Origin of the sequence: Bradyrhizobium sp. HKCCYLR20261 (genome assembly GCF_051168435.1) — a bacterium.
In the GTDB taxonomy this organism is placed as follows: Bacteria; Pseudomonadota; Alphaproteobacteria; order Rhizobiales; family Xanthobacteraceae; genus Bradyrhizobium.
Genome location: NZ_JBNPUZ010000007.1, coordinates 238,746 through 264,246, shown reverse-complemented (window position 1 = coordinate 264,246; position 25,501 = coordinate 238,746). Strand labels below are relative to the sequence as shown.

Sequence of the window (25,501 nt, the reverse complement as noted above, 5' to 3'; positions counted from 1 at the left end):
CTGGAGAGCACGATGAACGTGGCAGTCCGGAACACCGCGGCCAAGCCCGACGTGGCCGCCCTGAAGGCGCAGGCCGCCAAGCTGCGCGGCAAGATCATCGAGATGTCGCACAAGGCCCAGGCCGCGCATCTGGCGTCGTCGCTGTCCTGCGCCGATGCGATGACCGCCGCCTATTGGCACGTCCTGAACATCGACCCCAAGAACCCCACCGATCCGCTGCGCGACCGCTTCATCCTGTCCAAGGGCCACGCCGCCGCAGCGCTGTTCGCGACCCTCGCCATGAAAGGCTACTTCCCCCTCGAGGAGCTCGACACCTACTGCCAGGACGGCGGCCGGCTCGCCGAGCATCCGCCGGCGAACCTGCTGCCCGGCGTCGAGGCCGCCACCGGCTCGCTCGGCCACGGCCTGCCGCTCGGCTGCGGCATGGCGCTGGCGGGACGCATCAAGGGCGAGAACTACCGCGTGTTCGCCCTGCTCTCCGACGGGGAGAACAACGAAGGCTCGGTGTGGGAGGCCGCGATGTTCGCCGCCGCCCAGAAGCTCGAGAATGTCTGCGTCGTCGTCGACTACAACAAGTGGCAGGCGACCGCGCGCTCCAACGAGACCCTGATGCTGGCGCCGCTGCGCGACAAATGGGCCGCCTTCGGCTGGGACGCGCATGAAATCGACGGCCATGACGTCGGCGCGCTGGCGGAGGCCATGCAGAACATCCCGAACGGCTCGGGCAAGCCGGTGGCGCTGATCGCCCACACCGTGAAGGGCAAGGGCGTGTCGTTCATGGAAGACGACAACAACTGGCATTACCGCGCCCCCACCGCTGAGGAAGTCGTCAAGTCGTTCAAGGAGCTCGGCCTGTCATGAGAAACGCGTTCGCGGACGAACTGACCAAGCTCGGCAATGACGACCCCCGCGTCGTGATGCTGTCGGGCGACATCGGCAACCGCCTGTTCGACAAGTTCAAGGACAAGCACCCCAGCCGCTTCTTCAACTGCGGCGTCGCCGAAGCCAACATGATGGGCGTCGCCGCCGGCATGGCCATGAACGGCCTGCGCCCGGTCGCCTATACGATCACGCCGTTCGTGACGACGCGCTGCCTGGAGCAGATCCGCACCGACGTCTGCTATCACGAGGCGCCGGTGACCATCGTCGCCGTCGGCGCCGGCCTCGCCTATTCCGGCCTCGGCCCGACCCATCACGCCTGCGAGGACATCTCGTTCCTGCGCTCGATCCCGAACATGGTCGTGATCTGCCCGGGCGACGCCTTCGAGGTCCGCGGCGCCCTGCGCGCGGCGATGCAGCAGGACCGCCCGGTCTACATCCGCATGGGCAAGAAGGGTGAGCCGGTCGTTCACAAGGGCCCGATCGCGGATTTCAAGATCGGAAAGGCGATCACGATCGAAGAAGGCAGCGATGTGTGCCTGCTCTCGACCGGCAACATGCTGCCGGAAGCCATTGAAGCCGCACATAAGTTGAAGGAAAAGGGCATCTCCGCCGAGGTCGTCAGCTTCCACACCGTGAAGCCGCTGGATGAGGACAAGCTCAAGCAGGCGTTCAGCCGCTTCAAGCTGGTCGCGACCATCGAGGAGCATTCGCTGATCGGCGGCTTCGGCGCGGCCGTCTCCGAGTGGCTCGTCGACAGCGAGACGCAGGCGAAGAAATTCCTGCGCTTCGGCACGCCGGATGCCTTCTTCAAGAAATCCGGTGAACAGGAATATGCCCGCGAGGTGCTCGGCCTGACCGGCCACCAGATCGCGGACAAGATCATCCACGCCTTGAGCTGAGACATCACATGAAGACCCAAGCTGCCCTCCTGGTCCAGACCGGCCAGCCGCTCGTGCTCGCCGAGATCGAGACGCCCGCCTTGAAGCCGGGCCAGGTGCTGGTCGAGATCGCCTATTCCGGCGCCTGCGGCACGCAGGTGATGGAGTGGCGCGGCGACAAGGGCGAGGACAAATGGGTGCCGCATTGCCTGGGCCACGAAGGCACCGGCACCGTGATCGAGACCGGCAGCGCGGTCACCAAGGTCAAGGTCGGCGACAAGGTCGTGCTGTCCTGGATCAAGGGCACCGGCATCGAGGCCGGCGGCGCGGTCTATGACTGGGACGGCAAGAAGGTCAACGCTGGCGGCGTCACCACCTTCCAGCGCCATTCGGTGGTCAGCGAGAACCGCCTGACCCTGCTGCCGCCCGACCTGCCGATGGATGTCGCGGTGCTGCTCGGCTGCGCTGCGCCGACCGGCATGGGCGCGGTCTACAACGTCCTGAAGGTGCAGCCGGGCGATGCGGTCGCCGTGTTCGGCACCGGCGGCATCGGCCTCAACGCGCTGATGGCGGCGGCGCTCGCCGGCGCGATGCCGGTGATCGGCATCGACCCCAATCCGACCCGCCGCGCGCTCGCGCAGATCTACGGCGCGACGCATGTGATCGACGCGGCCGGCGACGTGCTGGCCGAGATCAAGAAGATCGTGCCGCAGGGCGTTGATCTCGCGGTCGAATCCTCCGGCATCCCCGGCGTGATGGATCAGGCGATCAACGCCACCCGCCAGCAGGGCGGCCGCGCGGTCGTGATCGGCAACGCCAAGCATGGCGCGGCGCTGACCTTGAACCCCGGCGTCTTCAACCAGGGCAAGAGCCTGCTCGGCACCTGGGGCGGCGACAGCGTGCCGGATCGCGATTACGGGCGCTACGGGCGGCTCTTGAGCTCCGGCCGCTTCCCGGTGCGGGACCTCTTGTCGAAGCCTTACAGCCTCGCCCAGGCCGACCAGGCGCTGCAGGACCTCGCCGCCGGCAAGGTCGGCCGTCCGCTGATCGACATGTCGCTGGCTTAAGTTCTGGCCATGCGGATCGGGATCGACTTCGACAACACGATCGCCTGCTATGACGGCGTGTTTCATGCGGCCGCGCTGGAGCGCGGCCTGATCCCGGCTGACCTCGGCCGCGACAAGAACAGCGTCCGCGACCACCTCAACGGCTCCGGGCGCAAGGACGACTTCACCGAGCTGCAGGGCTATGTCTACGGTGCCCGCATGGACCTCGTGTCGCCCTATCCTGGGTTCGCCGAGTTCGTCACGGCGGCCCGCGCCGCCGGCCACGACCTGTTCATCGTCAGCCATAAGACCAAGCACCCCATTCTCGGGCCGAAGCACGACATGCATGCCGCCGCGCGCGGCTTCCTGACCGATCGCGGCCTGATGGGCACGGCGCACGGCCAGATCGCGCCGGACCGGGTGTTCTTCGAGCTGACCAAGGACGAGAAGGTCGCGCGCGCCCATGCGTTGGGCTGCGAGGTCTTCGTCGACGATCTGCCGGAGATCCTGGGGATGAGCGGCTTCCCTGAGGGCATGCGCAAGGTGCTGTTCGACCCGGAGAACCAGTTCGCCGCCAAGGCCGTGCCTTACGAGCGCCGGGCGTCGTGGTCCGAGATCGCGGCGGATATCCGTGACCGCGGCTGAGGCCAGCGCCGATGCCGCTCTGCTGGCGCTGGCACAGCGCCTCGCCGCGCAGGCCGGCAAGGCCAGTCCGACGGCGCTGACGCGGCTCGCCGGCGGCCGCAACAACCAGGTCTTCCGTCTCGATACTGAAGATGGCCCGCTCGTCCTCAAGCGCTACTTCACCGACGCCCGCGACACCCGCGACCGGCTCGGCGCCGAATGGAGTTTCGTCAGCCATGCCTGGTCGAACGGCGTCCGCGTCGTTCCGGAGCCGCTGGCGTGCGACCGCGCCGAGCAGGCCGGGCTCTACAGCTTCGTCGAGGGACGCAAGCTGACCGCGGTCGAGCTGGCGCCGGCGCATGTCGATGCCGCGATCGACTTCGTGCTCGCGGTGAATGCCCCGCCCCGCCCGGCCTTGGCGCCGGGATCAGAGGCCTGTTTCTCGCTCGCCGAGCACCTCGCCACCGTCGAGCGCCGGGTGGCGCGGCTGGCGACGCTCGATGCCGACGTGCCGCATGTCGCCGCGGCCCGGCAGTTTGTGGCGGAGCGGCTGCAGCCGGAATGGGCCGACGTGAAGGCCAACATTTTGCGCGGCGCTGCGGCTGAAGGGCTTGCCTTCGAGGCCGCCATCCCCGCCGATCAGGTCTGCCTGTCGCCGTCCGATTTCGGCTTCCACAATGCGCTGATCGACGATCAGGGCAAGCTGAGCTTCCTCGACTTCGAATATGCCGGCCGCGATGATCCGGCCAAGCTGGTCTCCGACTTCTTCTGCCAGCCGGAGGTGCCGGTGCCGCTCGCGGTGCACGAGCACTTCATCGACCGGCTGACCGAGGGCCTCGCGCTCGACGCCGCCAGCGTGGCGCGCTGCCGGCTGTTGATCGACGCCTACCAGGTCAAATGGACCTGCATCATCCTGAACGACTTCCTGCCGCTCGGCGCCACGAGGCGCGCCTTCGCCGACACCGGCGCCTGGGCGCAGCGCTGCGCCGCGCAGCTCGCCAAGGCCGAAGCGCAGCTCGGCCTGATCGGCGCCACATCCGATTAATCGACACTCACACGTCCGGAGATCTTCATGGCCTATCGCGAGTTCGTCAGTCTCGTTCACAAATCGACCAAGCGCGACTATCTCGCGCGCGTCACCCAGCGCGACAAGGCCGATGTCGCGGAAATGGCGATCAAGTTCGACTACGACTATTGGGACGGCAGCCGCGAGACCGGTTATGGCGGCTACAAATATGACGGCCGCTGGCGCAAGGTCGCCGACGCGATGATCGAGACCTACGGCATCAAGCCGGGCATGCGCGTGCTCGACGTCGGCTCCGGCAAGGGTTTCATCCTGCACGATTTCCGCGAGGCGATTCCGGATCTCGAGGTCGCCGGCATCGACATCTCCTCCTACGGCGTCGAGCACACGATGGAGAGCGTGAAGCCGTTCTGCCAGGTCGGCAATGCCGCCAAGCTGCCCTACCCGGACAAGTATTTCGACCTCGTCATCTCGATCAACACGCTGCACAACCTCTACAACTACGATCTCGATGCGGCCTTGCGCGAGATGGAGCGCGTCAGCCGCGGCGGCAAGTACCTCTGCGTCGAGGGCTACCGCAACGAGCGCGAGAAGGTGAACCTGATGTACTGGCAGCTCACCTGCCGCATCTTCCACACCCCCGAGGAATGGGCCTTCGAGTTCAAGCGCTCCGGCTACACCGGCGACCACGAATTCATCTTCTTCGAGTGAGTTTGAGACGAGGGCGGCGACTGTGACGTCATGACGATGGGATGTTTCGTCGGCGGCCTCGGGCCGCCCTCTCATCGGTCTCCCGCCGGATGATGGGGAGCGATGTCGCATGAGGTTGCGAGCGGCCTCGCCGCTCGCTGCTGGTCATTCGGGTTCAGGTTTGAGTACCAATCCAGGTTCATCACGGGACAACCGATCGCGATGAGTAACGCCCGCTCCGATCAGAACCACGAGACGTGTTGCCGGGTTTGCGGTCACCCGATCGGGTCGTCGCCGCTGTCGCTCGGCCATTTGCCGGTCTGCAACGATTTCAGCGACGATGGCGTGGTCGACCGCAGGGTCGATCTCGACATCGTCGAATGCGAGTTCTGCCAACTGGTGCAGTTGCGCAGCACGGCTTCCACCGATCTGCTGATGCCGCGCGTGGCGTGGATTCGCTATCGCGAACCGGAAGGCCATCTCGACGCGCTGGCGGCCAGCCTGCTCTCGCTGCGCCCCGAAGCCCAACGGGCGATCGGGACCGGTCCTTTCGAACTGCCGCTGCTGTCCCGGCTCGGCGGGCGCGGGCTGGAGACCAGGACTCTGCCGCTCGGCGTCGACGCCCCCGCCGGCCGTCATCCGTACCTCGAAAGCTGGCAGGCCATCCTCAACGACGAACGGCTGTCGGCCGACTCGGCAGAGCACGGGACCTTCGACATCGTCTCGTGCCGCTACATCGTCGAGCACAGTCCGACGCCCGTGGCCGCCTTACGGGCCCTCAAGCATCTGCTCAGCCCCGAGGGCCTGCTGCTGGTCGAGGTCCCCGACAGCAGCAAGTTTCTGGCTGCGCGCGACTATTGTTTTCTTTGGGAAGAGCACAGCTGCTATTTCGTCGAGGAGACCTTGCGCCTGTTGGCGCAGGCGAGCGGATACCGGGTGCTGACGCTGTTGCGTTATCCCGGCGCGCTCGAAGACGCGCTGGTCGCGGTGCTGACGCCGTCGCCGGATGCGCCTCCCCTCCCGATGCGGGGCGCGTCGGAGCTGTTCCGGAGCTATCGTCAGGGATTTCTGGACCAGCGGGGACAATTGCAGTCGCTGCTGCGGACAGCCGCCGGCCCCAACAAGGATGGTCTGGCCCTGTTCGGCATCGGGCATCACGCCATCATGTTTGCAAACGCCTTCGGGGTCGCCGACATGATCGCGCTGGCGGTCGACGACGATCCCGACAAGGCGGGCTTCTTTCCGCCTGGGTTCAGCGTCCCCGTGGTGGGTTCAGAGCGCCTGCTCGCGGATCAACGGATCGGCACATGCCTGTTTGCGGTCGCGCCCCACATCGAAGGACGGGTGCGCGACAAGCTTGCGCCGCTCGCCGAGCGCGGAGTCGTCTTCCGTTCGGTCTACGCTTCGCTGAACAATGCCATCACTGGCGGTCTCGGGTGACGGCTTCAGGCCTTGCCTTGCAGGAGCTTGCGGCGCCGCAAGCTCCCGCCATCAGGCTGACATCTCCCATCTCCCGCTCCGGACCCGACGCACCAGGTCTGCCGCGTCACGGAGCGGCTTCGTGATGTGCCAGGACCGTGATCGCTTGAGCGCAATCAATTCGCGCTCCGCGGCCAGCAGTTCAGATAGTCTCTGTTTGGGTACGTTGCCGGCGGGCATCGCGCCGCCGCCGTTCTGATAGCGCTCCAACATCGTCGAATTCACCTGCGAATGCGCTGTCGCGATTTCGAGCGATGCCCGGAATGGCGCGTGCTTGGTTTTCCGCAGAATGACGTGAATGTTCAACTGCGGCACGCGGTTGTCCTGTCCCAAGGGGGCAGTGTTGCTCAACAGCGAATCTCCCCCCATGGATTCGATTCCGATGACGTCGATCCTGCTTTCGCCGGCCGGCGTCACCGCCATGTGCTCGACCATGTAGCCGTTCGCCTGAGCCATCTCGCGGAAGAACAGCGGTGTATAGCAATAATAGCCGTGATCGAGATATCCGCTCGCCGGCAATTGGTGATACGCGATGCCGCCGACCTTCAACGCATCGTGCACGAACTCGAAGCAATTCCACTGGTTGAAGATGTGCTCGGTCGTCCCGAAATTGAAGACGACGTCGTAGTGATCGATCATGTCACCGGGCACTGTATCGAAATTGAGGTCCAGGATCCTCGTCTTCAGGCCGGGGCACACGTCGACGGAATTGTACTCGATGTTGGTCAGGTCCGTGATTTCGGAGAACAGCGTCGTTCGCTCTTCGGGACGCGGGGTCGAAAAATACACGAGGCGCTGGATCTCTTTGTCGAGCTGCGGGCCAGGCATGGTCGACCCGCCCTGGCGTTCGATGAACTCCCGGATCTGCTCCTCCTTCACGAGCAGCACGTTCTGAGGTCCGATATCGAGCACCTTGTTTAGCTGCGGCGTCAAAAATCCCTTGCGCTGCAAATAAATCGGGCCGTTCAAATTCATACCCACCGACAGAGTCTCCCTGCACTAGACCGACGCGGCACCCAAAAGCGCGGTGTCGCAGCCCCATTTGGATCGAGAAGATCATCAAGTCAGAAACGAGCCGAGGCACAACGCGCAACAATCAATCAAGCCGAGGCTATCAATCGTGGTTGCACCCGGAAACCATCGCTACCACATCGTGCACGACGGCGTCCGAGGATAGCGGGTTGCATTTCGTTGACCAGCGGAATTTCCAGCTGCAGTAGCTCGATCAGGAGCGGTGCGCGGATAAGTCGCTATCGACCGAGCTGGACGGGGCTGCCGCGCTTTTGCGCCTCGAACATCGCGCCCCGGCCAATGATCTAGCCTGCGGAAAAGCCCCGGTTTTGCATCCTGCCTGCGCCGCCCTATGCTAGACCCTCATCGTCCGATAGCCCGAAGAGCGGATCCCTCCCCGCCTGGTGCCACGTCCGACCATGTCAAGAGGCACGTGGCTGGAGAACTGGCACATGTGCGGTGTGAAGTGCGCTCCGTCTGCGCTAACCTGGACGGCAACTCCATTCTGAAGGACATGGCGCCATGAGCCTCGTTCAAAAATCTCCCGAGGTGTTCCTGGCCGAGGGTCCCATCGCCTCGGTCGGCGTGGCCGAGATCAGCACCCTCAAGGCCGCCGTCAAGGCCAGCCCGAAAAAGCGGGCCCGGATCAATACGCATCCCGACGGCGAGGACCAGTTGCACGAGATGATCATCGCGATCGACGCGAGCAGCTACATCCGGCCGCACAAGCATCCCGGAAAAAGCGAAGCTTTCCACATCATCGAGGGCGAGGTCGACATCGTCGTGTTCAACGATGACGGCGGCATCGAACGGGTGGTGGAGCTGGGGGCGCCGGGCGGCACGCGTCCGTTCTACTACCGGATGTCGAACGCCTTCTTCCATACGCTGATCATTCGCAGTGATCTCCTGATCGTGCATGAGATCACCAATGGACCGTTCCGCCCCGGCGCCAGCGTGTTCGCCGATTTCGCGCCGGAGGACAGCGACGCCGCCAAGGCTGCTGCCTACCAGGCCGATCTCGTCAAGCGCGTCGCGGCGCTTCAGGACGCCGCAGCATGACCGAGCATGCTGTTGTCGTCGGCGGCACCCGCGGCCTCGGCCGCGTGGTGGTCGAGCGATTTCTGGCCCGCGGATGCGCGGTCAGCGTGGTGTCGCGGCAACGCCCGGCCGATTTTCCCGATCAACCCGGACTGAAACATTTTTCCGCCGATCTTGAGCGGAGCGACAGCTTTTCCAGCCTCTGGCGCGACGTCGCCGACGCCAATGGTCCGGTCCGCTACCTCGTGCTGAGCCAGCGCTTCCGCGGCCAGGGCGACCCCTGGGCCGGCGAGATCCAGGTCGGCCTGACCGCCTCGCGTGACCTGATCGAGGGCTTTTCCGGCCATTTCGCCGAAGCCGGCGACCGTGCCATCGGCGTGGTCAGCTCGGTCTACGCCGAATTCGTCGGCTCGTCGCAGCCGGTCGGCTATCACGTCGTCAAGGGCGGCCTCAACGCGATGGTCCGCCACTATGCCGCCACGCTCGGCCGGCGCGGCATCCGCGTCAACGCGATCATGCCGCTGACCTATCTGAAGCGCGAATCGCGCATCTTTTACGAGCAGAACGACAGGTTGATGGAGACCTACCGCAAGCTGGTCCCGCTCGGCCGTCTCGGTACGGCCGAGGAATGCGCCGACGCGCTCGATTTCCTGTGCAGCGAGCGTTCCTCGTTCATCAACGGGCAGAGCCTGTTTCTGGATGGCGGAGTGTCCACAGTCTGGCAAGAAGAGGTCGCCAAGAGCTTCGCGGGCCTGTAAAACGCGGCGCAAATCTCTCTTCGGCCGACCACCCCGCCTCTGCGGGCCCGCAACCCAGGATCGCCAGTACATGCAACACGTCAAGCACAAGACCGATTGCCGCCTGTGCGGCTCGACCTCGCTCGATCACGTGCTGCCGATCAGGGCCTCTGCGATCGGGGACGCCTTCGTCACGGCCGATCGGCTCAACGAAAAGCAGGACCTCTATCCGCTCGACTGCTATCTGTGCCTGTCCTGTGGCCATCTGCAGAATCTCGACGTCGTCGATCCCGACATCCTGTTCCGCGACTACACCTACCGCACCTCGGTGTCGCTCGGCCTCGTCGAGCATTTCAAGCGCTACGCCCAATCCGTCGTGTCGACGCTCGCGATCCCTGCGGGCAGCCTGGTCGCGGAGATGGGCAGCAATGACGGCTCGCTGCTCAAGGCGTTCAAGAACGAGGGCATGCGCGTGCAGGGCATCGATCCGGCGCGCGACATCGCGGCGACCGCGACTGGCGAAGGCATTCCGACGATCCCGGATTTCTTCACCAGCGCGCTGGCGGCCCGGATCAAGGCCGAACAGGGCGAAGCCAAGCTGTTCTGCGCCAACAACGTCTTCGCCCACATCGACAACATGTCGGATGTGGTGAAGGGCATCCGGCTGCTGCTGGCCGACGACGGCGCCTTCGTGTTCGAAGTCTCCTACATCGTCGACATGATCGACAACATGGTGTTCGACACCATCTATCACGAGCATGTCTCGCATCATGCGCTGATCCCGCTCGAGACCTTCCTGAATCGCCATGACATGACGCTGTTCCATGTCGAGCGGACCGGGACCAAGGGCGGCTCGATCCGGGCCTTCGCGCAGCCGAAATCGACCGGCAAGCGCTCGCGCTCGGCGGAGCTGTCGCAGCTGATCGCCGAGGAGGAGCGGCGCGGTGTGACCAAGCCGCAGATCTACCGCGACTGGTTCGTGGCCATCGAAAACTGCAAGCGCAAGGTGCTGGCCGCCGTCGATGCCGCGATCGCTGAGGGCAAGCTGGTCGCCGCCTATGGCGCCTCGACCACCACGACCACCCTGCTCTACCATTTCGAGCTGGAGAACCGGATCAAGTTCATCGTCGACGACAACCAGCTCAAGCACGGCCGCTTCAGCCCGGGCGCCCACATTCCGGTGCTGCCCTCCAGCGAACTCGCGACGCGCAAGCCGGACCTGGTGGTGATTCTCGCCTGGATCTATGCCGATCCGATCCTCAAACGGAACCAGGCGTATCTCGAGGCCGGCGGCCGCTTCCTGGTGCCGCTCCCTGAGCCTCGCATCGTCGCTGCGGCCGGCACGGCGACACTCTGAGCCCACGGGGCGGATCTCCACGCCCCCCTGATGGCCCCGGGGCTGCCCGGTTGACAGCCCCCGCGTAACATGGTCCAGCAAGCGCTGACGATCCGTCGCTGCCGCGCCGGATCCCGAACGGTTTCGGCTGACAGGCCAGACACTTACGGCACATGCGAGGTAGCGGGAATGACCACCCTGACCGATGGACAGGTCGAGCGGTTCGTGGTTGCGGATAAGCGTCGCTTCTCCTGGGCGCGCTGCCGCGAGGACATCGCCCCGTTCATCACCCGTCACGTCACCTGGCGCGCCCTGGCCGCCGGCGATATCCGCTCCAAGTACCGCCGCACCATGCTCGGACCATGGTGGATCACCGCCACCAATGCGATTACGGCCCTGATCATGGGAACGGTGGCCGGCCGGTTCCTCGGCGCGGACATGAAGACCTACCTGCCCCACTTCATGGTCAGCATGACGATCTGGAATTTCATCTCCTCGTCGCTCAGCGAGTCCTGCTACACGATGATCAATGCGGGAGGCATGATCAAAGCGGTCGACATGCCGATCCTGATCCACATCATGCGGATGGTTCAGCGCAATCTGATTATCTTCCTGCACAACATCGCCGTGATCCCGTTCATCTGGCTCGTCTATCCCTGGTCGATCGGTTTTGGCAGCGTGCTGGCGCTGTTCGGCCTCATGATCGTCTACGTCTTCGTCGTCAGCGCCTCGATGATCGTCTCGATGATCTGCGTGCGCTATCGCGACGTGCCCCCCGTCATGGCCGCCGTGCTGCAGCTCCTGTTCTTCATCTCGCCGATCATCTGGGAGCCGTCGCATATCCGCGGCGGCGAGTGGGCAGTCACGCTCAACCCGATCGCCTATCTTCTCTCCATCACGCGCGGCCCGCTGATGGGCAACGTTCCCAACCTCGCCACCTGGGCCGGTGCCATCGGCGTTGTCGCCGTGCTGACCGCCGCCATGGTCTATATCTACACGCGCTACCGCTCGCGCGTCGTCTACTGGGCCTGATGATGGCCATTCGAGATCCCTCATGCCTCTGATTGAAGCCAAGCAAATCGGCATCGAATTCCCGGTCGCGCCGCCGAACGCGCGGTCGTTTCGGCATCTGGCCATCAAGGCGGCCTCGCGCGTCGGCGGCCAGGTCTCCCGCAGCCAAGGCTCGTTCCAATTCGTCCAGGCGCTCGACGACATCAGCTTCACCTTGAAGCAGGGCGACCGGCTCGGCCTCGTCGGACACAATGGCGCCGGCAAGACCACGCTGATCCGCGTGCTCGCCGGAATCTACGAGCCGACACGCGGCTCGCTGCGCGTCGTCGGACGCAATGTGCCGATGTTCGACATCGGCCTCGGCATGGATGAGGAAGCCTCGGGCTACGAGAACATCCGCACCCGCGGCCTCATCCTGGGCCTCTCCCCCGAGGAGATCGAGCAGCGCGTGCCGGAGATCGCCGAATTCGCCGAGCTCGGCGACTATCTCGAACTGCCGATCCGGACCTATTCGTCGGGCATGCTGCTGCGCCTGGTGTTCTCGATCGCAGCCTCGATCCATGGCGACATCATCCTGATGGACGAGTGGATCGCGGTCGGCGACGCTCATTTCCGCAAGAAGACGCACGACCGGCTGCAAGAGATCACAGGGCGCTCGGGCATCGTGGTGCTGGCCTCGCACGATCTGGGCCTGTTGCGGGAGACCTGCAACCTCGGGCTCTATCTCGAGGGCGGGCGCGTGCGGGCGTTCGGCGCTCTCGATGACGTCGTGAAAGAGCTGCCTCCGGCTTGAGCGGGCGAACTCGAGACATGCGGCGGGATGTTCGCTGAGCCATGACCCCCACGACCAGCCGAGCCGCCGCGCCGACCGTCACCCTGGTCGTCCCCAACTTCAATCACGCGCACTACCTGCCGGAGTCACTCGGCAGCATCGCCGCGCAGACCCGCGCGCCCGACCGCGTCATCGTCATCGATGATTGTTCGACAGATGACAGCATCGCGGTCATCTCGCGCTTCGTGGCGGACCGGCCGAACTGGCGGCTCATCCGTCACGAGGTCAACCAGGGCGTGGTGCGCGGCCAGAACGAGGCGCTGGCCCTTGCGGAGACGGAGTGGGTCGGATTTCTCGGGGCCGATGACGCGCTGCATCCGACCTATCTCGAAAAGGCCATGAGCCAAGCCGCGGCTCATCCCGAAGCCGGTCTGATCTTCGCCTGTTGCGAGATCATCGGGCCGAGCGGGCCGTCCGCGAAGCGCATGCTGCGGCCGATGATGCTGCCGGCGTCCGCATCAACGATGCTGGCGCCCGCCGCCGTCCGCCGCATGCTGGGCTTCGGCGACAACTATTTCTCCGGGACCACCTCGCTGTACCGCAAGCAGGCCTTGCAGGCGCTCGGCGGTTTCGACGTCACGCTGGGCTCGTTCTCGGATGCGTTCCTCGCCCGCCGGCTGGCGCTCACCTATGGCTGTTCGTTCATCGCCGACGTCCTCGGCTATTGGCGCATCCACGGCCAGAACTACTCGACCGCGACAGCAACCGACCCGGCATTGCTCAACGCCAAGCTGGCCGAGATTTCCACGCTCATCCAGCGGAGCAGCCTGTTTCCTCCCGGCTATGACCAGGCATTCGCACGGCGGAACCGCTTCGGCGCGGCGCGGACGGTACTGGGCAACGCGATGGCGCCCGCGGCAAAGGCCGCACGCGTCGCCGCCCTGCTCGACGGAAACGTGCTCGACACCCGGCTGCTGCATGTGATGCTCAGCCTCGGGGCAGCCGGACGACTGGCTGCTCTCGCCTGGATCACCCTGAGGACCCGCCCGATGTCGCTCATGCGTCTGCTCGCCCAGCGCGGGGTTCGACGGCAGATCATCTCCGCGACCCCGGCGTACCGCGCGCCATGACGACGCGCGCCCCCTTCGGCTCTCTGCGCCATCGCCTCGGCAAGCGGATGGCGGGCAGCCGGCCGCCCGCGCCGGTCACGACGTCGGTCGCGCCGGCAGCGACCGGGAGCCTGCCGGTGCCGGGCAAATGGTCACCACGGGTCTGGCTGACTGGGACGGCCTTTCGCCTCTATGCGTTCCTGAGCGCGCGGCGCCGGCAATTGCTGCCGCTGACCACCCGCGCCGCCAATGTCCTCGATAACCACGTCATCCTGGCGCCCGCAGGCGCACGGCTGCTGCGGTCGATGGACCGCCGGCTGGCCGAAGGCTCACGGATGGACGATCTGCTGGCCCGCGTCGTCTCGACCACGCTGGCTGCCGCGGCGCAGGTGCACCTGGCCGCGAGCCGCAAGCCGAGCGCGCTGCGTGCGGTTCGCTTGCTGAACCTGATGTTCCGCAGCCAGATCCGTGCGCGAGCAGGCGTCGGCGCCCAGGCCTATTTCACCACCCTGGCCCTGTGCAGCGCTTATGATCGTATCGTGCGGGAGGTGCCGCAGCCCGAGACGATCGACAGCTTTGCGATCAACTTCGCGGCCGGCGTCGCTCACATGTACCGCGGCAATCTCACGCTCGCCGCTCACTTCCTCGAAGCCGCCGCATCCTCCGGGGACGGCAACGCGCTGCGTAAGCTCGGCGCTGTCCATGCTCTGGCCGGCGATCACGCCCAGGCGGCCGCCTGCTTCAAGGCCTCGGTCGAACGCGATCCGCGCTCGGTGATGGCGCATCAAAATTATGCCGGGGGCTACGACCCGTCGACCTACACGCCCGGCTCCTGGGAGCTGGAGAATGCCGGCGAACTCCTGATCTACGACAATCTGATTCAGCTCGGCGAGAACTTCTATCATCAGGGTCGTTACAACGACACGTTCCGCAGCTATCAGGCGGCGCTCGATCATCAGGACGCCCTGGCGCGCAGATGGTCTGTTCCCGACAAGCTGGTCCAGCGGATCGCCGCCGCGAGCAGGATCTTCGATCCAACACTCCCGGTCCGGCTGCTCGGCTACGAATGGGTGACGTTGATCGGCCATATCGGCTTCATCGACTGCCATCTGCGCATGGCCGCGATGGGCATCCTGCCCCGCGCCAACTACGTGCTGCTCGCCCCGCCCAACAAGGTGGTCAACCAGCCCTTTCTCAGGCTGTTCGAGCAGCATGTCACGATCATCGAAGACCCGGGTCTCGTCGATGAGCTCCTGCCCTATCAGCGGCTGGTCGGGGATCAGTTCATTGCCGTCCGCGGCAAGGATGGCCTGGCCGAGCCCTGGGCGCACGCAGCCTCGCGGGCCCAGGTCGCCTGGGCTGAACAGCAGCGCGGGCCGCTGGTGACGGTTTCAGCAGAGCTGATGGAAAAGGGAGCCGGCAAGCTGCGCGCCGCCGGCGTCACCGCCGACTGGTTCGTCGCAATCCACATCCGCGAAGGCGGCTATCACGGCGACGGTCCCGGCACGACCCGCCAGCATCGCTCCGCCAATGTCCGCGACTATCTCGAAGCGATCACCGCCATCACGGCGCGCGGCGGCGCCGTCGTCCGGCTCGGCGACCGCAGCATGACGCCGCTGCGCGGCATGGCAGGCGTGTTCGACTATGCCCATAGCGACATCAAATCGGCGGAGATGGACCTGTATCTCTGCGCCGCCGCACGCCTGTTCGTCGGCACCACGTCGGGCCTGACCACGGCCGTGCAGGCGCTTGGAACACCCATGCTGCTGGTGAACTGCATCTCCAATGACTGCCAGTTCTGGCACGAGCGCACCGACTTCACCGTCCGTCCGGTCTACGACCGGCGCAACCGGCGCTACCTGTCGCTGCGTGAAACCTATCGCCAGCCATTGCAGGCGCTGCTGATCGACACCGCCGTGCTGGCGCGCTACGGCCTGGAGGTTCACGCCAACACGGCGCAGGACGTGCTGGAAGCGGTTCGCTACAAGCTCGACGGCCTGGACGGCATTGGCCAGTCCATGCGCGAGGGCGGCCCCCTCCTCGATCGCTATCGGGCCACTCTTCGCGACAACCCGTACAATTTCGGTGCGGCATTGCCCGTGCCTGCTTTTCTCGATCGGGTTCCTGAACTCTTGGACTGAGCGCGCGAGGGAAGCCGCGTTCGATCAACGCCCACCTGTATCCCAGTAATTTCCCGATGTTCGGCACATTAACCTTCGGGCAAGACGATCGGCCTGATAGGTAAAGCCTGCAGGAGCGCGAATCGCCGCCAGCGGATGGACGTTGGCGATCAGTGCTCCGCCGATACGAATTGCAGGGACTGAGGCAATGTCAGCGTCGCTACAGGGCTCCCCGAACACAACCCAGGCAGGCGACGAACGGACCCCTCCGTCTACGCCCATCGAGCTTCCGGAAGAGGCCGTCGAATCCTTGCTCGCTCAGGGCGATTTCGCCGGCGTCGGCGCCATCACCTCGGTGACGGCAGGCGGGCTGACGATCAATCTGCTGTTCGACACCGCGGCGATGAATGCGCCCGCGAGCTTCCGGGCGGGCATTCAGCAAGCCGCGGCAATCCTGACCTCCGCGATCTCGGATCACATCACGGTCAATCTCAAGATCGATTACAGCGGCACCGGAGGCGGCGCGGCTGCCGGGCCGGACAACGGTCAGTGGATGAGCTATTCCAGCGTCCGCTCCAACCTGATCACTAATGCGAGCCCCGGTGACACCACCTTCAATGCCCTGCCCACCGGATCCAGCATTCAGGGACAGTCCTACGTCGCGGTCTGGAATTCGCAGCTGAAACTGTGGGGCGGGCTGAGCGCCAACGACGCGACCACCGATGACGGCAGCGCAACGTTCGCGACCGACATCAATCCCAATTTGCTGGTCGGCGTCGCATTGCACGAACTGACGCACGCCTTCGGCCGCGTCCCCTACGGGCCGCAGCCCGACGTGTTCGATCTGTTCCGTTTCTCCAGTCCCGGCGTCCGCCTGATGACCGGCGGCGCGACGGCGTCGACGGCCTATTTCTCGGTCGATGGCGGCTATACCAAGCTCGGCGACTATGGCCAGTCGTCGGATCCCAGCGACTTCCTGAACAGCGGCGTACAGGGAGCAAACGATCCGTTCAATGAGTTCTATACCTACAATACGCTCCAGACGCTCACGTCCATCGACCTCAAGCAGATGGTCGCGCTGGGGTTTCATCTCATCGGGTCGTCAGGCACCGTCATTCGGACGAATGGCGATACGAGCCTCACACAGGTCGGAAGCTCATACTATCTGAACAGTGTTTCGGGCGGTGTCGGGCCTGTCCTGAAGTACGCCGGCGCGGCCGTCCTCGCCGGCCAGTTCGGCAGCATCGCCCCCATCGGAGCGGTCAAGACAGCCGCCGGCTATGACGTCGCCTGGCAGATTCCCAGTACGAACCAGTTCACGTTCTGGACCACGGACAACAACGGAAACTATACGTCGAACCTGTCCGGGATCGTGTCCGGCAACAGCATCACATCCGAGGCCCTCGAAACCACGTTCGGCCAGGATTTCAACAACGACGGCACGATCGGCGTCACGGCGGCGCTCGTGCACGCCAACGGCGGGACCAGTCTGCTGCAGATCGCAGACGGCTTCTACATGTACGTGAATGGATCCGGGCCGCAGCTCAAGTACGCCGGCAGTCCGTTCACTGTCGGGCAGTTCGGAACGATCGCGCCGATCGCGGCGGTTCAGGTCGGCAACGGCTTCGACGTGGCCTGGAAGGATTCCGCAACGAACAGGTTCACGTTCTGGACGACCGACAAGGACGGCAACTATACGGGCAACCTCACCGGCTTGGTGTCCGCCGGCAGCTTTGCGACCGAGTCGATGGAGACGACCTTCGGCCAGGACTTCAACGGTGACGGCACGATCGGCGTCACCGCGGCCCTGGTGCGCACGAACGGCTCGACCAATCTGCTTCACATCGCCGATACCTACTACATCTACGTGAATGGCAGCGGCCCGCAGCTGAAATACGCAGGATCACCGGTCACGGACGGCATCTTCGGAACGATCACGCCGATCGGCGCGATTCAAACGGCCACCGGCTTCGATGTGGCCTGGAAGATTCCCGGCACAAGCCAGTTCACATTCTGGGCGATCGACTCCAACGGCAACTACAGCTCGAACCTGAGCGGCCTCGTCGATGGAACGTCTGCGTCGGTGAAGTCGTTCGAGCTGATTTTCCAACAGGATTTGAACGGCGACAGCATCATTGGCCCCCCGAGCTCGACGAGTTTGGCTGCCTCCCCCTCTGCGATCCAGACAGCGGCTTCGGGTCCTTTGGCAGGCCACGCTCTCGAGATTTCGAGCACGTTCAGCGGAGAGCTGATTGGCTACGGAAGCACTGCCGACCAGATCAAGATCAGCAGCCTCGCCTTCGCCTCGCTCCGTTCGGTCTATGACGATCAGAGCGGCCAGCTATCGCTGAACGACGGAACGAGCAGCGCAGTCCTGCACTTCGCAGGCCCCGAGCTCCACGATGGCTTCCACTTCGCCGCGGACAGCAACGGCGGTGTGCTCATTTCCGGCGTCAACGCTCCCCCCGCGGCCACCGGTCAGCCGGTCTCCCTTCAGGGACATGACGCCTTCGTCTTCGCCGAGCATTTCGGCAACGTGAGTGTATCCGGCTTCACTCCCGGGACCGACAAGATCGTGTTCAACCAGGGCATCTTCGCTGACCAGGCGGCGCTGCAGGCTGCAATCCATGACGATGCCTCGGGCAATGCGGTCATCACCGATGCGGCTCAGGACACGATCACGATCCAGCATGTGTCGACGGCCGAGCTTCTGTCGCACCTGTCGAGCTTCCATCTGGTGTGAATTCCGGCCATCCGGGTGGCCAAGCCGGCGCCCCCGGCGTTGGTGGGTGGCGCTCTCGATCGTTTCCGGCGTTTCGGCCGCCGTCGGTCGATAACGGCTCGCGCGCGGCGCGGTCTTGGCCTATACGGCGCTGCGACCGCCCGAGACCGTGAAAGTGATGTCCCTACCCCGCCCCGCTTCGCCGCGCCGCCTGCTCTATGTCGCCAATGAGGATTTCGCCTTCCTGATGCATCGCCTGCCGATGGCGCGCGCGGCGCGCGAGGCCGGCTACGAGGTGCATGTCGCGACCAATGTGAATGCGGGCGCGGCCGCGATTGCCGCCGAACGCTTCGTGCTGCATCCGATCCCGTTCCAGCGCGGCGGCTTGTCGCCGTCGTCGGCCTGGCCAACGATCCGCGCCATCCGGGCCGTGCAGGCCGCCATCCGGCCTGACGTCGTGCACCATTCGGGGCTGCAGGCGAGCGTGCTCGGCTCACTCGCCGCGCTCGGGCACGCGACCCCTGTGGTCAACGCCCTGACCGGCCTTGGCTACGTCTTTACCTCGTCGAGCTTCCGCTCGCGCCTGCTCAAGCAGGGCCTGCTATGGCTGCTGCCGCGCCTGATGAACCGGGCGTCGAGCTGCGTGCTGGTGCAGAACCCGGACGATCGCGAGGCGCTGCAGGCGATGGGCGTCCGCGCCGACAAGATCACGCTGATCCCGGGCTCCGGCGTCGACACCGAGCGCTTCCAGCCGCTGCCCGAGCCGGACGGACCGATCACTTATGGCTTCGCCGGGCGGCTCCTCACCGACAAGGGCGTCCGCGCCTTGGTCAAGGCGCACCGCATCCTGCGCCAGCAGGGCCGCGACGATCAGCTGCTGATCGCAGGCTCCCCGGATCCGGCCAATCCGGCCTCCGTCTCGGCCGAGGAGATCGAGGCCTGGCGCAAGGAGCCCGGCATCACCCTGCTCGGCCAGATCAAGGACATCACCGAGCTCTGGCGGCGCTGCCATGTTGCGGTGCTGCCGTCGCATCGCGAGGGACTTCCGGTGAGCCTCTTGGAGGCTGCGGCCTGCGGCCGGCCCCTGGTCTCGACCGATGCGCCGGGGTGCCGCGAGATCGCCATTCACGGCCAGACGGGATTGTCGGTGCCGGTGGAGGATGCCAGCGCACTCGCCGAAGCGATGGCTAAGCTGGCGACCTCGGCCGAACTGCGCACCCGCTATGGCGCGGCGGCCCGGCAGCTGGTCGAGGACAAGCTGTCGGCCCGGATCATCGGCCGCTCGGTGGTCGCGCTGTATGATCGCCTCACCTCCGCGACGGACGCGCCGCGATGATCACAAATCCAGCGACCATCCTGGCCCTTATCGCCCTGCTTGCGGCCGTGATGTGCGCCGTGCTCATCGTGCTGCTGCGTCCCCTGCTGCAGCGCTATGCGTTGGCGCGGCCGAACGCGCGCTCCTCGCACAAGATCCCGACGCCGCAGGGCGCCGGGATCGCGGTGATCGGCGCGACGCTCGTGGTCGGCGGCGCGTTCGCCTCCGTGATGGGCTTTGCGCCACTGCTGATGCTGTTCATCGCGGTGCCGATGCTGGCGCTGGTCGGCCTGGTCGATGATGTCAGACCGATCCCCGTGCTGCCGCGCTTCGTCCTGCAGGGGCTGGCCGTTGCGCTCGTCATCTTCACCGCGCCCGACGACCTCAGGCTGTTTCCGATCCCGCTTGCGGTCGAGCGCATGCTGCTGCTGATCGCCGGGCTCTGGTTCGTCAACCTCGTCAATTTCATGGACGGGCTCGACCTGATGACGGTGTCGGAAGCGGTGCCGATCACGGCGACACTGGTCATGTTCGGCCTGTCCGGATCGCTGCCGTGGCCGGCGACCGCCATCGCAGCAGCGCTCGCAGGCGCCATGCTCGGCTTCGCGCCGTTCAACCGCCCCGTCGCTAAGGTCTTCCTCGGCGATGTCGGCAGCCTGCCGATCGGACTCCTGCTCGGCTGGGGCCTGCTGCATCTGGCGTGGCAAGGATATGTGGCGGCTGCGCTGCTGCTGCCGCTGTATTATCTGGTCGATGCGACCCTCACCCTGCTGCGGCGGATGGCGCGGCGCGAGCCGTTCTGGGCGGCGCACCGCACGCATTTCTATCAGCAGGCGACCGACAACGGCTTCACCGTTGCGCGTGTCGTCGGAGAAGTCTTCCTGCTCAATCTCTGGCTCGCCGCGCTGGCCGGCGCCTCGGTCGTCTTGCAGTCGATGGCGGCCGACGCGGCCCTGCTGCTCGCAGGCCTTGCCGCCGTCGCGTTCGTGCTCCGCCGCTTCTCGCAGCCGCGATCAGGCGGCGCTTGAGCCGAACTCCGGCACGGCATCCTTCAGCACCGACTTGATCGTGACCGGGTCATTGCGCGTGATCGCCTGGTCGAGCGCCGCGATCCAGGCCTTCAAGGTCGGCATCGGCGGCTCGTTCGGGGTGGCCGCCATGATTCCGGCGACGCCGATCTCGACCGGCGGCTCTTCGCTGGCGAACAAGATCTCGTTGAGCCGCTCGCCCGGACGGATGCCGGTGAACTTGATCTCGATGTCGTAGCCCGGCTGCAGCCCTGAGAGGCGGATCATGCGCTCGGCCAGCTCGACGATGCGGACCGGCTGGCCCATGTTGAGCACATAGACCGACACATCCGGGCGCTGCGGCGCCAAGGCGTGCGAGGCTGCAGTGATGACGAGGTCGCAGGCCTCGCGGATGGTCATGAAGTAGCGGACCATGTCCGGATGGGTCACGGTGACGGGACCGCCCGCCTCGATCTGCGCCTTGAACTTCGGCACGACGGAGCCGTTGGACGCCAGCACGTTGCCGAACCGCACCGAGATCAGCCGCATCGGCGGCCGGCCGGCGGGACGCTCGGCGAGCTGGCGATCGAGCGCCTGGCAGTACATCTCGGCGAAGCGCTTGGTGAGGCCGAGCATCGACACCGGCTCGATCGCCTTGTCGGTCGAGATCATCACCATGGCCTCGGCGCCGGCGGCCATCGCGGCATCGGCGACGTTGATCGAGCCGAAGATGTTGGTCTTGACGCCTTCGCTCCAGTCGCGCTCCAGAATGGGCACGTGCTTCAAGGCGGCCGCGTGAAACACCAGATCCGGCTTGAACTCGCCGACCAGCGCGAACACGCGGTCGCGATCGCGGATGTCGGCAATGCGGCCCTCGACGGCCACATTCGCCTCGGGGTCCGCCGCGAGCGCCTCGGTGATCGCATAGAGCGCCGGCTCGGAGTTCTCGAGAATGAGCAGCCGCGCCGCGCCGAAAGCCACGACGCGCTGGCAGATTTCGGCACCGATCGAGCCACCACCGCCGGTGACGACGACGGCCTTGCCCTTCACCAGCGCTTCGAGCCGGCCGTAATCGATCTTGTGGCTCGGCCGCAGCAGGAGATCTTCGACCGCGACCGGCGCCAGCCGTGGCGCATCCCCGCTCTCCAGCGACGGCAGCCGGCTGACGATCAGGCGCAGCCGGCGCGCGCGCATCAGGAACGTCTCCGGATGGCAGTCGGGCTCGAACGCAGTCGGCATCATCAGCGCGCGCGCGATCGGCCGCTCGCGCCGGGCAAAATCGGCGGCGACGTCCTCGACGTCGTCGATCCCGCCGAGCACGGGAACGCCACGGATCAACTGGCCGCGATCGGCCGCCGACGGCGAGAGAATGCCGATCGGCCAGATCCGCTTGACGGCGCCACTTTCGATGCCGCGCAGCACGACCTCGGCATCGGCGGCGCGGCCGATCAGCAGTGCCGGCGCGGCATCGTCGGACTTGGCGTGCCGGCGCACCCGCGTGTAGCGGAAGTAGCGGTAGGCGAAACGCAGCGCGCTCAGCCCGAGGATCTCGAGGAACCAGTACAGGATGATCGTGAGCTTGCCGAAGAAGAACGTGCCGCGCACGTTCGGCGCCACGATGATGTAGTCGAGCACCAGCAGCGCCAGCGTCAGCACGGTCGCCACGCGGACGATGTTGAGCGCATCCGGCAGCGAGATGAACCGCCACTTCGTGGTCAGCAGATTGGAGAAGTAGAAGACGATGAAGCTGAAGGCGATGAAGTAAGGCAGAAGCTGCAGCAGCAGCGGCACCCGCTCCCAGAAGGAGCTGGCGCCTTCGAAGCGGATGTAGAACGCCGCGAACAGCGCGACGACGCTGACCAGGATGTCATGCGCCGCGATCAGCAGGTTCCGGTAGGTCAACTGGGCCAGACGCGTCATGACGTGACAGGCCCCTGTGTCGTCTCGGCCTGCGGCCGCGATCTCAGCACCATGCCGCCGGCCACGCCGACGCCGATCACATACATCCACCCCTCGTGGAAATCGAAGATGTGCGAGTTGAACAGCGAGGTGAAGATGTTTTGCACCACCACGAGCAGGCCGATCCACGGTACGAGCCCCTCGCCACGGAACAGCAGCAGATGCACGGCCCACATCGCATAGAGGATGATCACGCCGAGCGCGCCCCATTGCACCGCGACGTTGAGCGTCTGGTTGTGCGGGTTGCCGATCACCTGGCCCGAGGCAAGCTCCTTGGTTCCGCTCGCGGCGAGCTCGAACAGATGGCGCGTCGAGCCGGAGCCATGGCCGATCAGCGGCGCCTCGGCGAAGAAGCGCAGCGATTTGCGCCAGTATTCCAGACGCTCCCCGATCGAGGTCGTGGCGCGATCGTTCCGATAGTCGTCATACTGGCTGGCGAACGTCGCGACCTTCGCCTGCAATTGCGGCGAGACCGCCCATGCCGCGAAGCCGAACGCCAGAGCGGAGACCGCGATCAGGAGATTGGCGCGCCATTGCAGATGCATCAGGCCGAACACCGCGACCAGGATCGGGATCGTCACCAGCGCCGTCCGCGAGACGACGACGAAAGCCATGTTCGCGAGGAAGGCGATCATCAGCGCCGTCAGCAGAGAGGCCTGCCAATAGCGGCGCGAGCGCAACAGCTGCGCGATCGGATAGGCCAGCGCCACGGCGCAGAGCGAGAACTCCTGGCCCTGGTCGATGTAGTTCTTCACGAAGATGCCGCGGTCGGCATTGGCCTTCAGCGCCAACGCCGGATTGAACGCGACCGCCGTCGACGCCACCACCATCAGCGCGCAGGAGCCGAGAAAGGCCGCAAACACCCACAGACCGCGCTCCGAGCGCTGGAAGTGATAGAACAAGGCCGGCAGCACCAGCAGCTTGGCCGCCGGTCCGACCGCATACAGCCGCGCCCCCCAGGCAACGTCGGACCACAGCGTTCCGAGCAGCGCCAGCAGGAACAGCCCGATCGGCGCCAGCGCGATCGGCCGCTTCAGCACCCGCAGCAGGCGGTCGATGTCGAGAAACGGCACCATCGTGATCAGCATGACCACGCCGAGGATCGACACCAGCGACGTCGACCACGGCAGCGAGACCGCGAGCAGGATCGCAACGACGTCGGACGTGGTCCGCCATGCCGCGGGATCGCGCCAGCGGCGCACCAGCAAGGTCGGGCCGGGATGGCCTGCCAGCGCGCTCATCGCTTGTCGCTCCGCGCGCGATCCACCAGCGCCGTCGTGCTGTGTCCCTTGAGGATGTCGATCAGCAGGACCTCGCCGCCATGGGCCTCGACGACCTCATGACCCACCACCTGCTCGCGCGTATAGTCGCCGCCCTTGACCAGCACGCTCGGCCGGACCAGCTCGATCAGGCGCAGCGGCGTATCTTCCCCGAAGATCGCGACGGCATCGACCGCCTCCAAGGCCGCCAGCACTTCGGCGCGCGCGCGCTCGTCCTGCACCGGCCGGCTTTCGCCCTTCAACCGCTTGACCGAAGCATCGCTGTTCAGCCCGACCACGAGGCGGTCGCAGGCGGCGCGCGCTGCCGTCAGCACCTTCACATGGCCGGGATGCAGGATGTCGAAACAGCCATTGGTGAAGCCGACGCGCAATCCGTCGCGGCGCCACGCCTCGACGCGCGCGACCAGATCATCATCGCCGGTGACGATCTTCTCCTCGGCCGCGAGATAGGCATGCGGCAGGATCTTGCGCCGGAGCTCGGCCGCGGTCACGCTTGCGGTGCCCTGCTTGCTGACGGCGACGGCCGCTGCCGCGCTGGCCATGCGCAACGCGTCCGCCCAGCCGGCGCCGGCCGCCAAGGTCGCCGCCAGCACCGCGACCACCGTGTCGCCCGCGCCGGAGACGTCGCGCACCTTTACCGGATAGGCCGGCACGTGGACCGGATCGCCTTGCCGCGGCACCAGCGTCATGCCGCGCTCGCTCTGCGTCACCAGGATCGCCTCGCAGTCGGCGAGGTAGATCGCATCTTGCGCGGCCACGGCGATCTCCTGCTCGGTCTCGGCGCGGCTGCGCGTGGCTTCCGAAAACTCCTTGCGGTTCGGCGTCAACACGCTGGCGCCGCGATAGATCGCGAGATTGGCGCTCTTCGGATCGACGATCACCCGTTTGCCTGCCTTGCGCGCGGCATCGATCACGTTTCGCAGCACGCGCGCCGTCAGCACGCCTTTGGCGTAGTCCGACAGCAGCACAATGTCGGCGCGTGCGAGCAAGGGCAGGATGGCCGCGATCAGCGTCTGCTCAATCTCGCCGCTCGCGGGGGCGGCACGCTCCCAATCGGCCCGCAGCATGTGAGTGGAGAAATGCTCGGAGACGAAGCGCACCTTGCGGGTCGTCGGCCGCACGGGATCGCGCACCAGCACGCTCTCGATGCCGGCCTCCTTGGCGAGTTCGGCCTCGAGCTGATCACCGGCCGCGTCCTGCCCGATGAGGCCGACGAACACGCAGCGCGCGCCGAGGGCGGCGATGTTGCGCGCGACATTTCCGGCGCCGCCGATGTTGGTCTCGCTGCGCCGGACGGCGATGACGGGCGCAGGCGCCTCCGGCGAAATCCGTGACACCTCGCCATAGACGAACTCGTCCAGCATCAGGTCGCCGACGCACAGCACCGTCTGGCGGGCGATCGCTTGCGAGAGATCGTCGAAGTCGAACATCAGCGGCAGTCTCGATACGTCTGGATGGGGG

21 protein-coding genes are annotated in these 25,501 nt (G+C 65.8%); 17 read left to right on the top strand and 4 right to left on the bottom strand.

Annotated elements, in window-relative coordinates:
• Positions 1-12: 12 nt before the first annotated feature.
• From ACQR1L_RS19315 to ACQR1L_RS19285, 7 genes are all read left to right on the top strand, one after another.
• A complete protein-coding gene (locus ACQR1L_RS19315) occupies positions 13-861 on the top strand; it encodes a transketolase (protein WP_434859498.1) in 849 nt (282 codons plus the stop codon).
• Entirely contained in the window at positions 858-1,781 is a 924-nt protein-coding gene (locus ACQR1L_RS19310) for a transketolase family protein (RefSeq protein ID WP_434859497.1), read from the top strand. The genes ACQR1L_RS19315 and ACQR1L_RS19310 overlap by 4 nt, the downstream gene beginning before the upstream one ends.
• 8 nt (positions 1,782-1,789) lie before the next feature.
• Positions 1,790-2,827, top strand: coding sequence for a zinc-binding dehydrogenase (locus ACQR1L_RS19305; RefSeq protein WP_434859496.1), 1,038 nt, complete (start codon positions 1,790-1,792; stop codon positions 2,825-2,827).
• Positions 2,828-2,836: 9 nt separating this feature from the next.
• On the top strand, positions 2,837-3,451 hold the full coding sequence (locus tag ACQR1L_RS19300) for a hypothetical protein (protein WP_434859495.1): 615 nt from the start codon (positions 2,837-2,839) through the stop codon (positions 3,449-3,451).
• Positions 3,438-4,475 (top strand): phosphotransferase, encoded by a 1,038-nt coding sequence (locus ACQR1L_RS19295; RefSeq protein WP_434859494.1) that lies wholly within the window; start codon positions 3,438-3,440, stop codon positions 4,473-4,475. The genes ACQR1L_RS19300 and ACQR1L_RS19295 overlap by 14 nt, the downstream gene beginning before the upstream one ends.
• A 27-nt stretch (positions 4,476-4,502) precedes the next feature.
• Positions 4,503-5,165: a class I SAM-dependent methyltransferase gene (locus tag ACQR1L_RS19290; RefSeq protein WP_434859493.1), complete on the top strand. Its 663-nt coding sequence runs from the start codon at positions 4,503-4,505 to the stop codon at positions 5,163-5,165.
• Positions 5,166-5,366: 201 nt separating this feature from the next.
• On the top strand, positions 5,367-6,584 hold the full coding sequence (locus ACQR1L_RS19285; protein WP_434859492.1) for a methyltransferase domain-containing protein: 1,218 nt from the start codon (positions 5,367-5,369) through the stop codon (positions 6,582-6,584).
• A gap of 51 nt (positions 6,585-6,635) precedes the next feature.
• On the opposite strand, the gene ACQR1L_RS19280 is transcribed toward ACQR1L_RS19285, so the two are convergent.
• Positions 6,636-7,604, bottom strand: a complete 969-nt coding sequence (locus ACQR1L_RS19280) for a hypothetical protein (RefSeq protein WP_434859491.1) — start codon at positions 7,602-7,604, stop codon at positions 6,636-6,638.
• Between the two features lie 552 nt (positions 7,605-8,156).
• Here ACQR1L_RS19280 and ACQR1L_RS19275 point away from each other — a divergent pair.
• The 10 genes from ACQR1L_RS19275 to ACQR1L_RS19230 all read left to right on the top strand — a co-directional run bounded on the left by ACQR1L_RS19275 (position 8,157) and on the right by ACQR1L_RS19230 (position 20,822).
• Positions 8,157-8,693, top strand: coding sequence for a WbuC family cupin fold metalloprotein (locus ACQR1L_RS19275; RefSeq protein ID WP_434859490.1), 537 nt, complete (start codon positions 8,157-8,159; stop codon positions 8,691-8,693).
• On the top strand, positions 8,690-9,430 hold the full coding sequence (locus ACQR1L_RS19270; RefSeq protein WP_434859489.1) for an SDR family NAD(P)-dependent oxidoreductase: 741 nt from the start codon (positions 8,690-8,692) through the stop codon (positions 9,428-9,430). The genes ACQR1L_RS19275 and ACQR1L_RS19270 overlap by 4 nt, the downstream gene beginning before the upstream one ends.
• A 70-nt stretch (positions 9,431-9,500) precedes the next feature.
• Complete coding sequence (locus ACQR1L_RS19265) at positions 9,501-10,766, top strand: methyltransferase domain-containing protein (RefSeq protein ID WP_434859488.1); 1,266 nt, start codon at positions 9,501-9,503, stop codon at positions 10,764-10,766.
• 168 nt (positions 10,767-10,934) lie between these two features.
• The gene (locus ACQR1L_RS19260) at positions 10,935-11,777 is read left to right on the top strand and encodes an ABC transporter permease (RefSeq protein WP_434859487.1); all 843 of its coding nucleotides are present in this window, start codon (positions 10,935-10,937) and stop codon (positions 11,775-11,777) included.
• Positions 11,778-11,799: 22 nt separating this feature from the next.
• Positions 11,800-12,549, top strand: a complete 750-nt coding sequence (locus ACQR1L_RS19255; RefSeq protein ID WP_434859486.1) for an ABC transporter ATP-binding protein — start codon at positions 11,800-11,802, stop codon at positions 12,547-12,549.
• A gap of 41 nt (positions 12,550-12,590) precedes the next feature.
• Positions 12,591-13,658 carry a glycosyltransferase family 2 protein gene (locus ACQR1L_RS19250; protein ID WP_434859485.1) on the top strand — a complete coding sequence of 356 codons (1,068 nt, stop codon included), beginning with the start codon at positions 12,591-12,593 and terminating at the stop codon, positions 13,656-13,658.
• Positions 13,655-15,778 carry a TIGR04372 family glycosyltransferase gene (locus ACQR1L_RS19245; protein ID WP_434859484.1) on the top strand — a complete coding sequence of 708 codons (2,124 nt, stop codon included), beginning with the start codon at positions 13,655-13,657 and terminating at the stop codon, positions 15,776-15,778. The genes ACQR1L_RS19250 and ACQR1L_RS19245 overlap by 4 nt, the downstream gene beginning before the upstream one ends.
• Before the next feature lie 289 nt (positions 15,779-16,067).
• Positions 16,068-18,500, top strand: a complete 2,433-nt coding sequence (locus tag ACQR1L_RS19240; RefSeq protein WP_434859483.1) for an NF038122 family metalloprotease — start codon at positions 16,068-16,070, stop codon at positions 18,498-18,500.
• Positions 18,501-18,657: 157 nt separating this feature from the next.
• The gene (locus tag ACQR1L_RS19235) at positions 18,658-19,815 is read left to right on the top strand and encodes a glycosyltransferase family 4 protein (protein WP_434859482.1); all 1,158 of its coding nucleotides are present in this window, start codon (positions 18,658-18,660) and stop codon (positions 19,813-19,815) included.
• The gene (locus ACQR1L_RS19230) at positions 19,812-20,822 is read left to right on the top strand and encodes a glycosyl transferase (RefSeq protein ID WP_434859481.1); all 1,011 of its coding nucleotides are present in this window, start codon (positions 19,812-19,814) and stop codon (positions 20,820-20,822) included. Before ACQR1L_RS19235 ends, ACQR1L_RS19230 begins: the two co-directional genes overlap by 4 nt.
• On the opposite strand, the gene ACQR1L_RS19225 is transcribed toward ACQR1L_RS19230, so the two are convergent.
• The 3 genes from ACQR1L_RS19225 to rfaE1 are packed head-to-tail and all read right to left on the bottom strand — an operon-like array spanning position 20,808 to position 25,470.
• A complete protein-coding gene (locus ACQR1L_RS19225) occupies positions 20,808-22,721 on the bottom strand; it encodes an SDR family NAD(P)-dependent oxidoreductase (protein WP_434859480.1) in 1,914 nt (637 codons plus the stop codon). The two genes, ACQR1L_RS19230 and ACQR1L_RS19225, sit on opposite strands and share 15 nt — an antisense overlap.
• Entirely contained in the window at positions 22,718-24,001 is a 1,284-nt protein-coding gene (locus tag ACQR1L_RS19220; RefSeq protein WP_434859479.1) for an O-antigen ligase family protein, read from the bottom strand. The genes ACQR1L_RS19225 and ACQR1L_RS19220 overlap by 4 nt, the downstream gene beginning before the upstream one ends.
• Positions 23,998-25,470: a D-glycero-beta-D-manno-heptose-7-phosphate kinase gene (rfaE1, locus tag ACQR1L_RS19215; RefSeq protein WP_434859478.1), complete on the bottom strand. Its 1,473-nt coding sequence runs from the start codon at positions 25,468-25,470 to the stop codon at positions 23,998-24,000. The genes ACQR1L_RS19220 and rfaE1 overlap by 4 nt, the downstream gene beginning before the upstream one ends.
• Between the last annotated feature and the right edge of the window lie 31 nt (positions 25,471-25,501).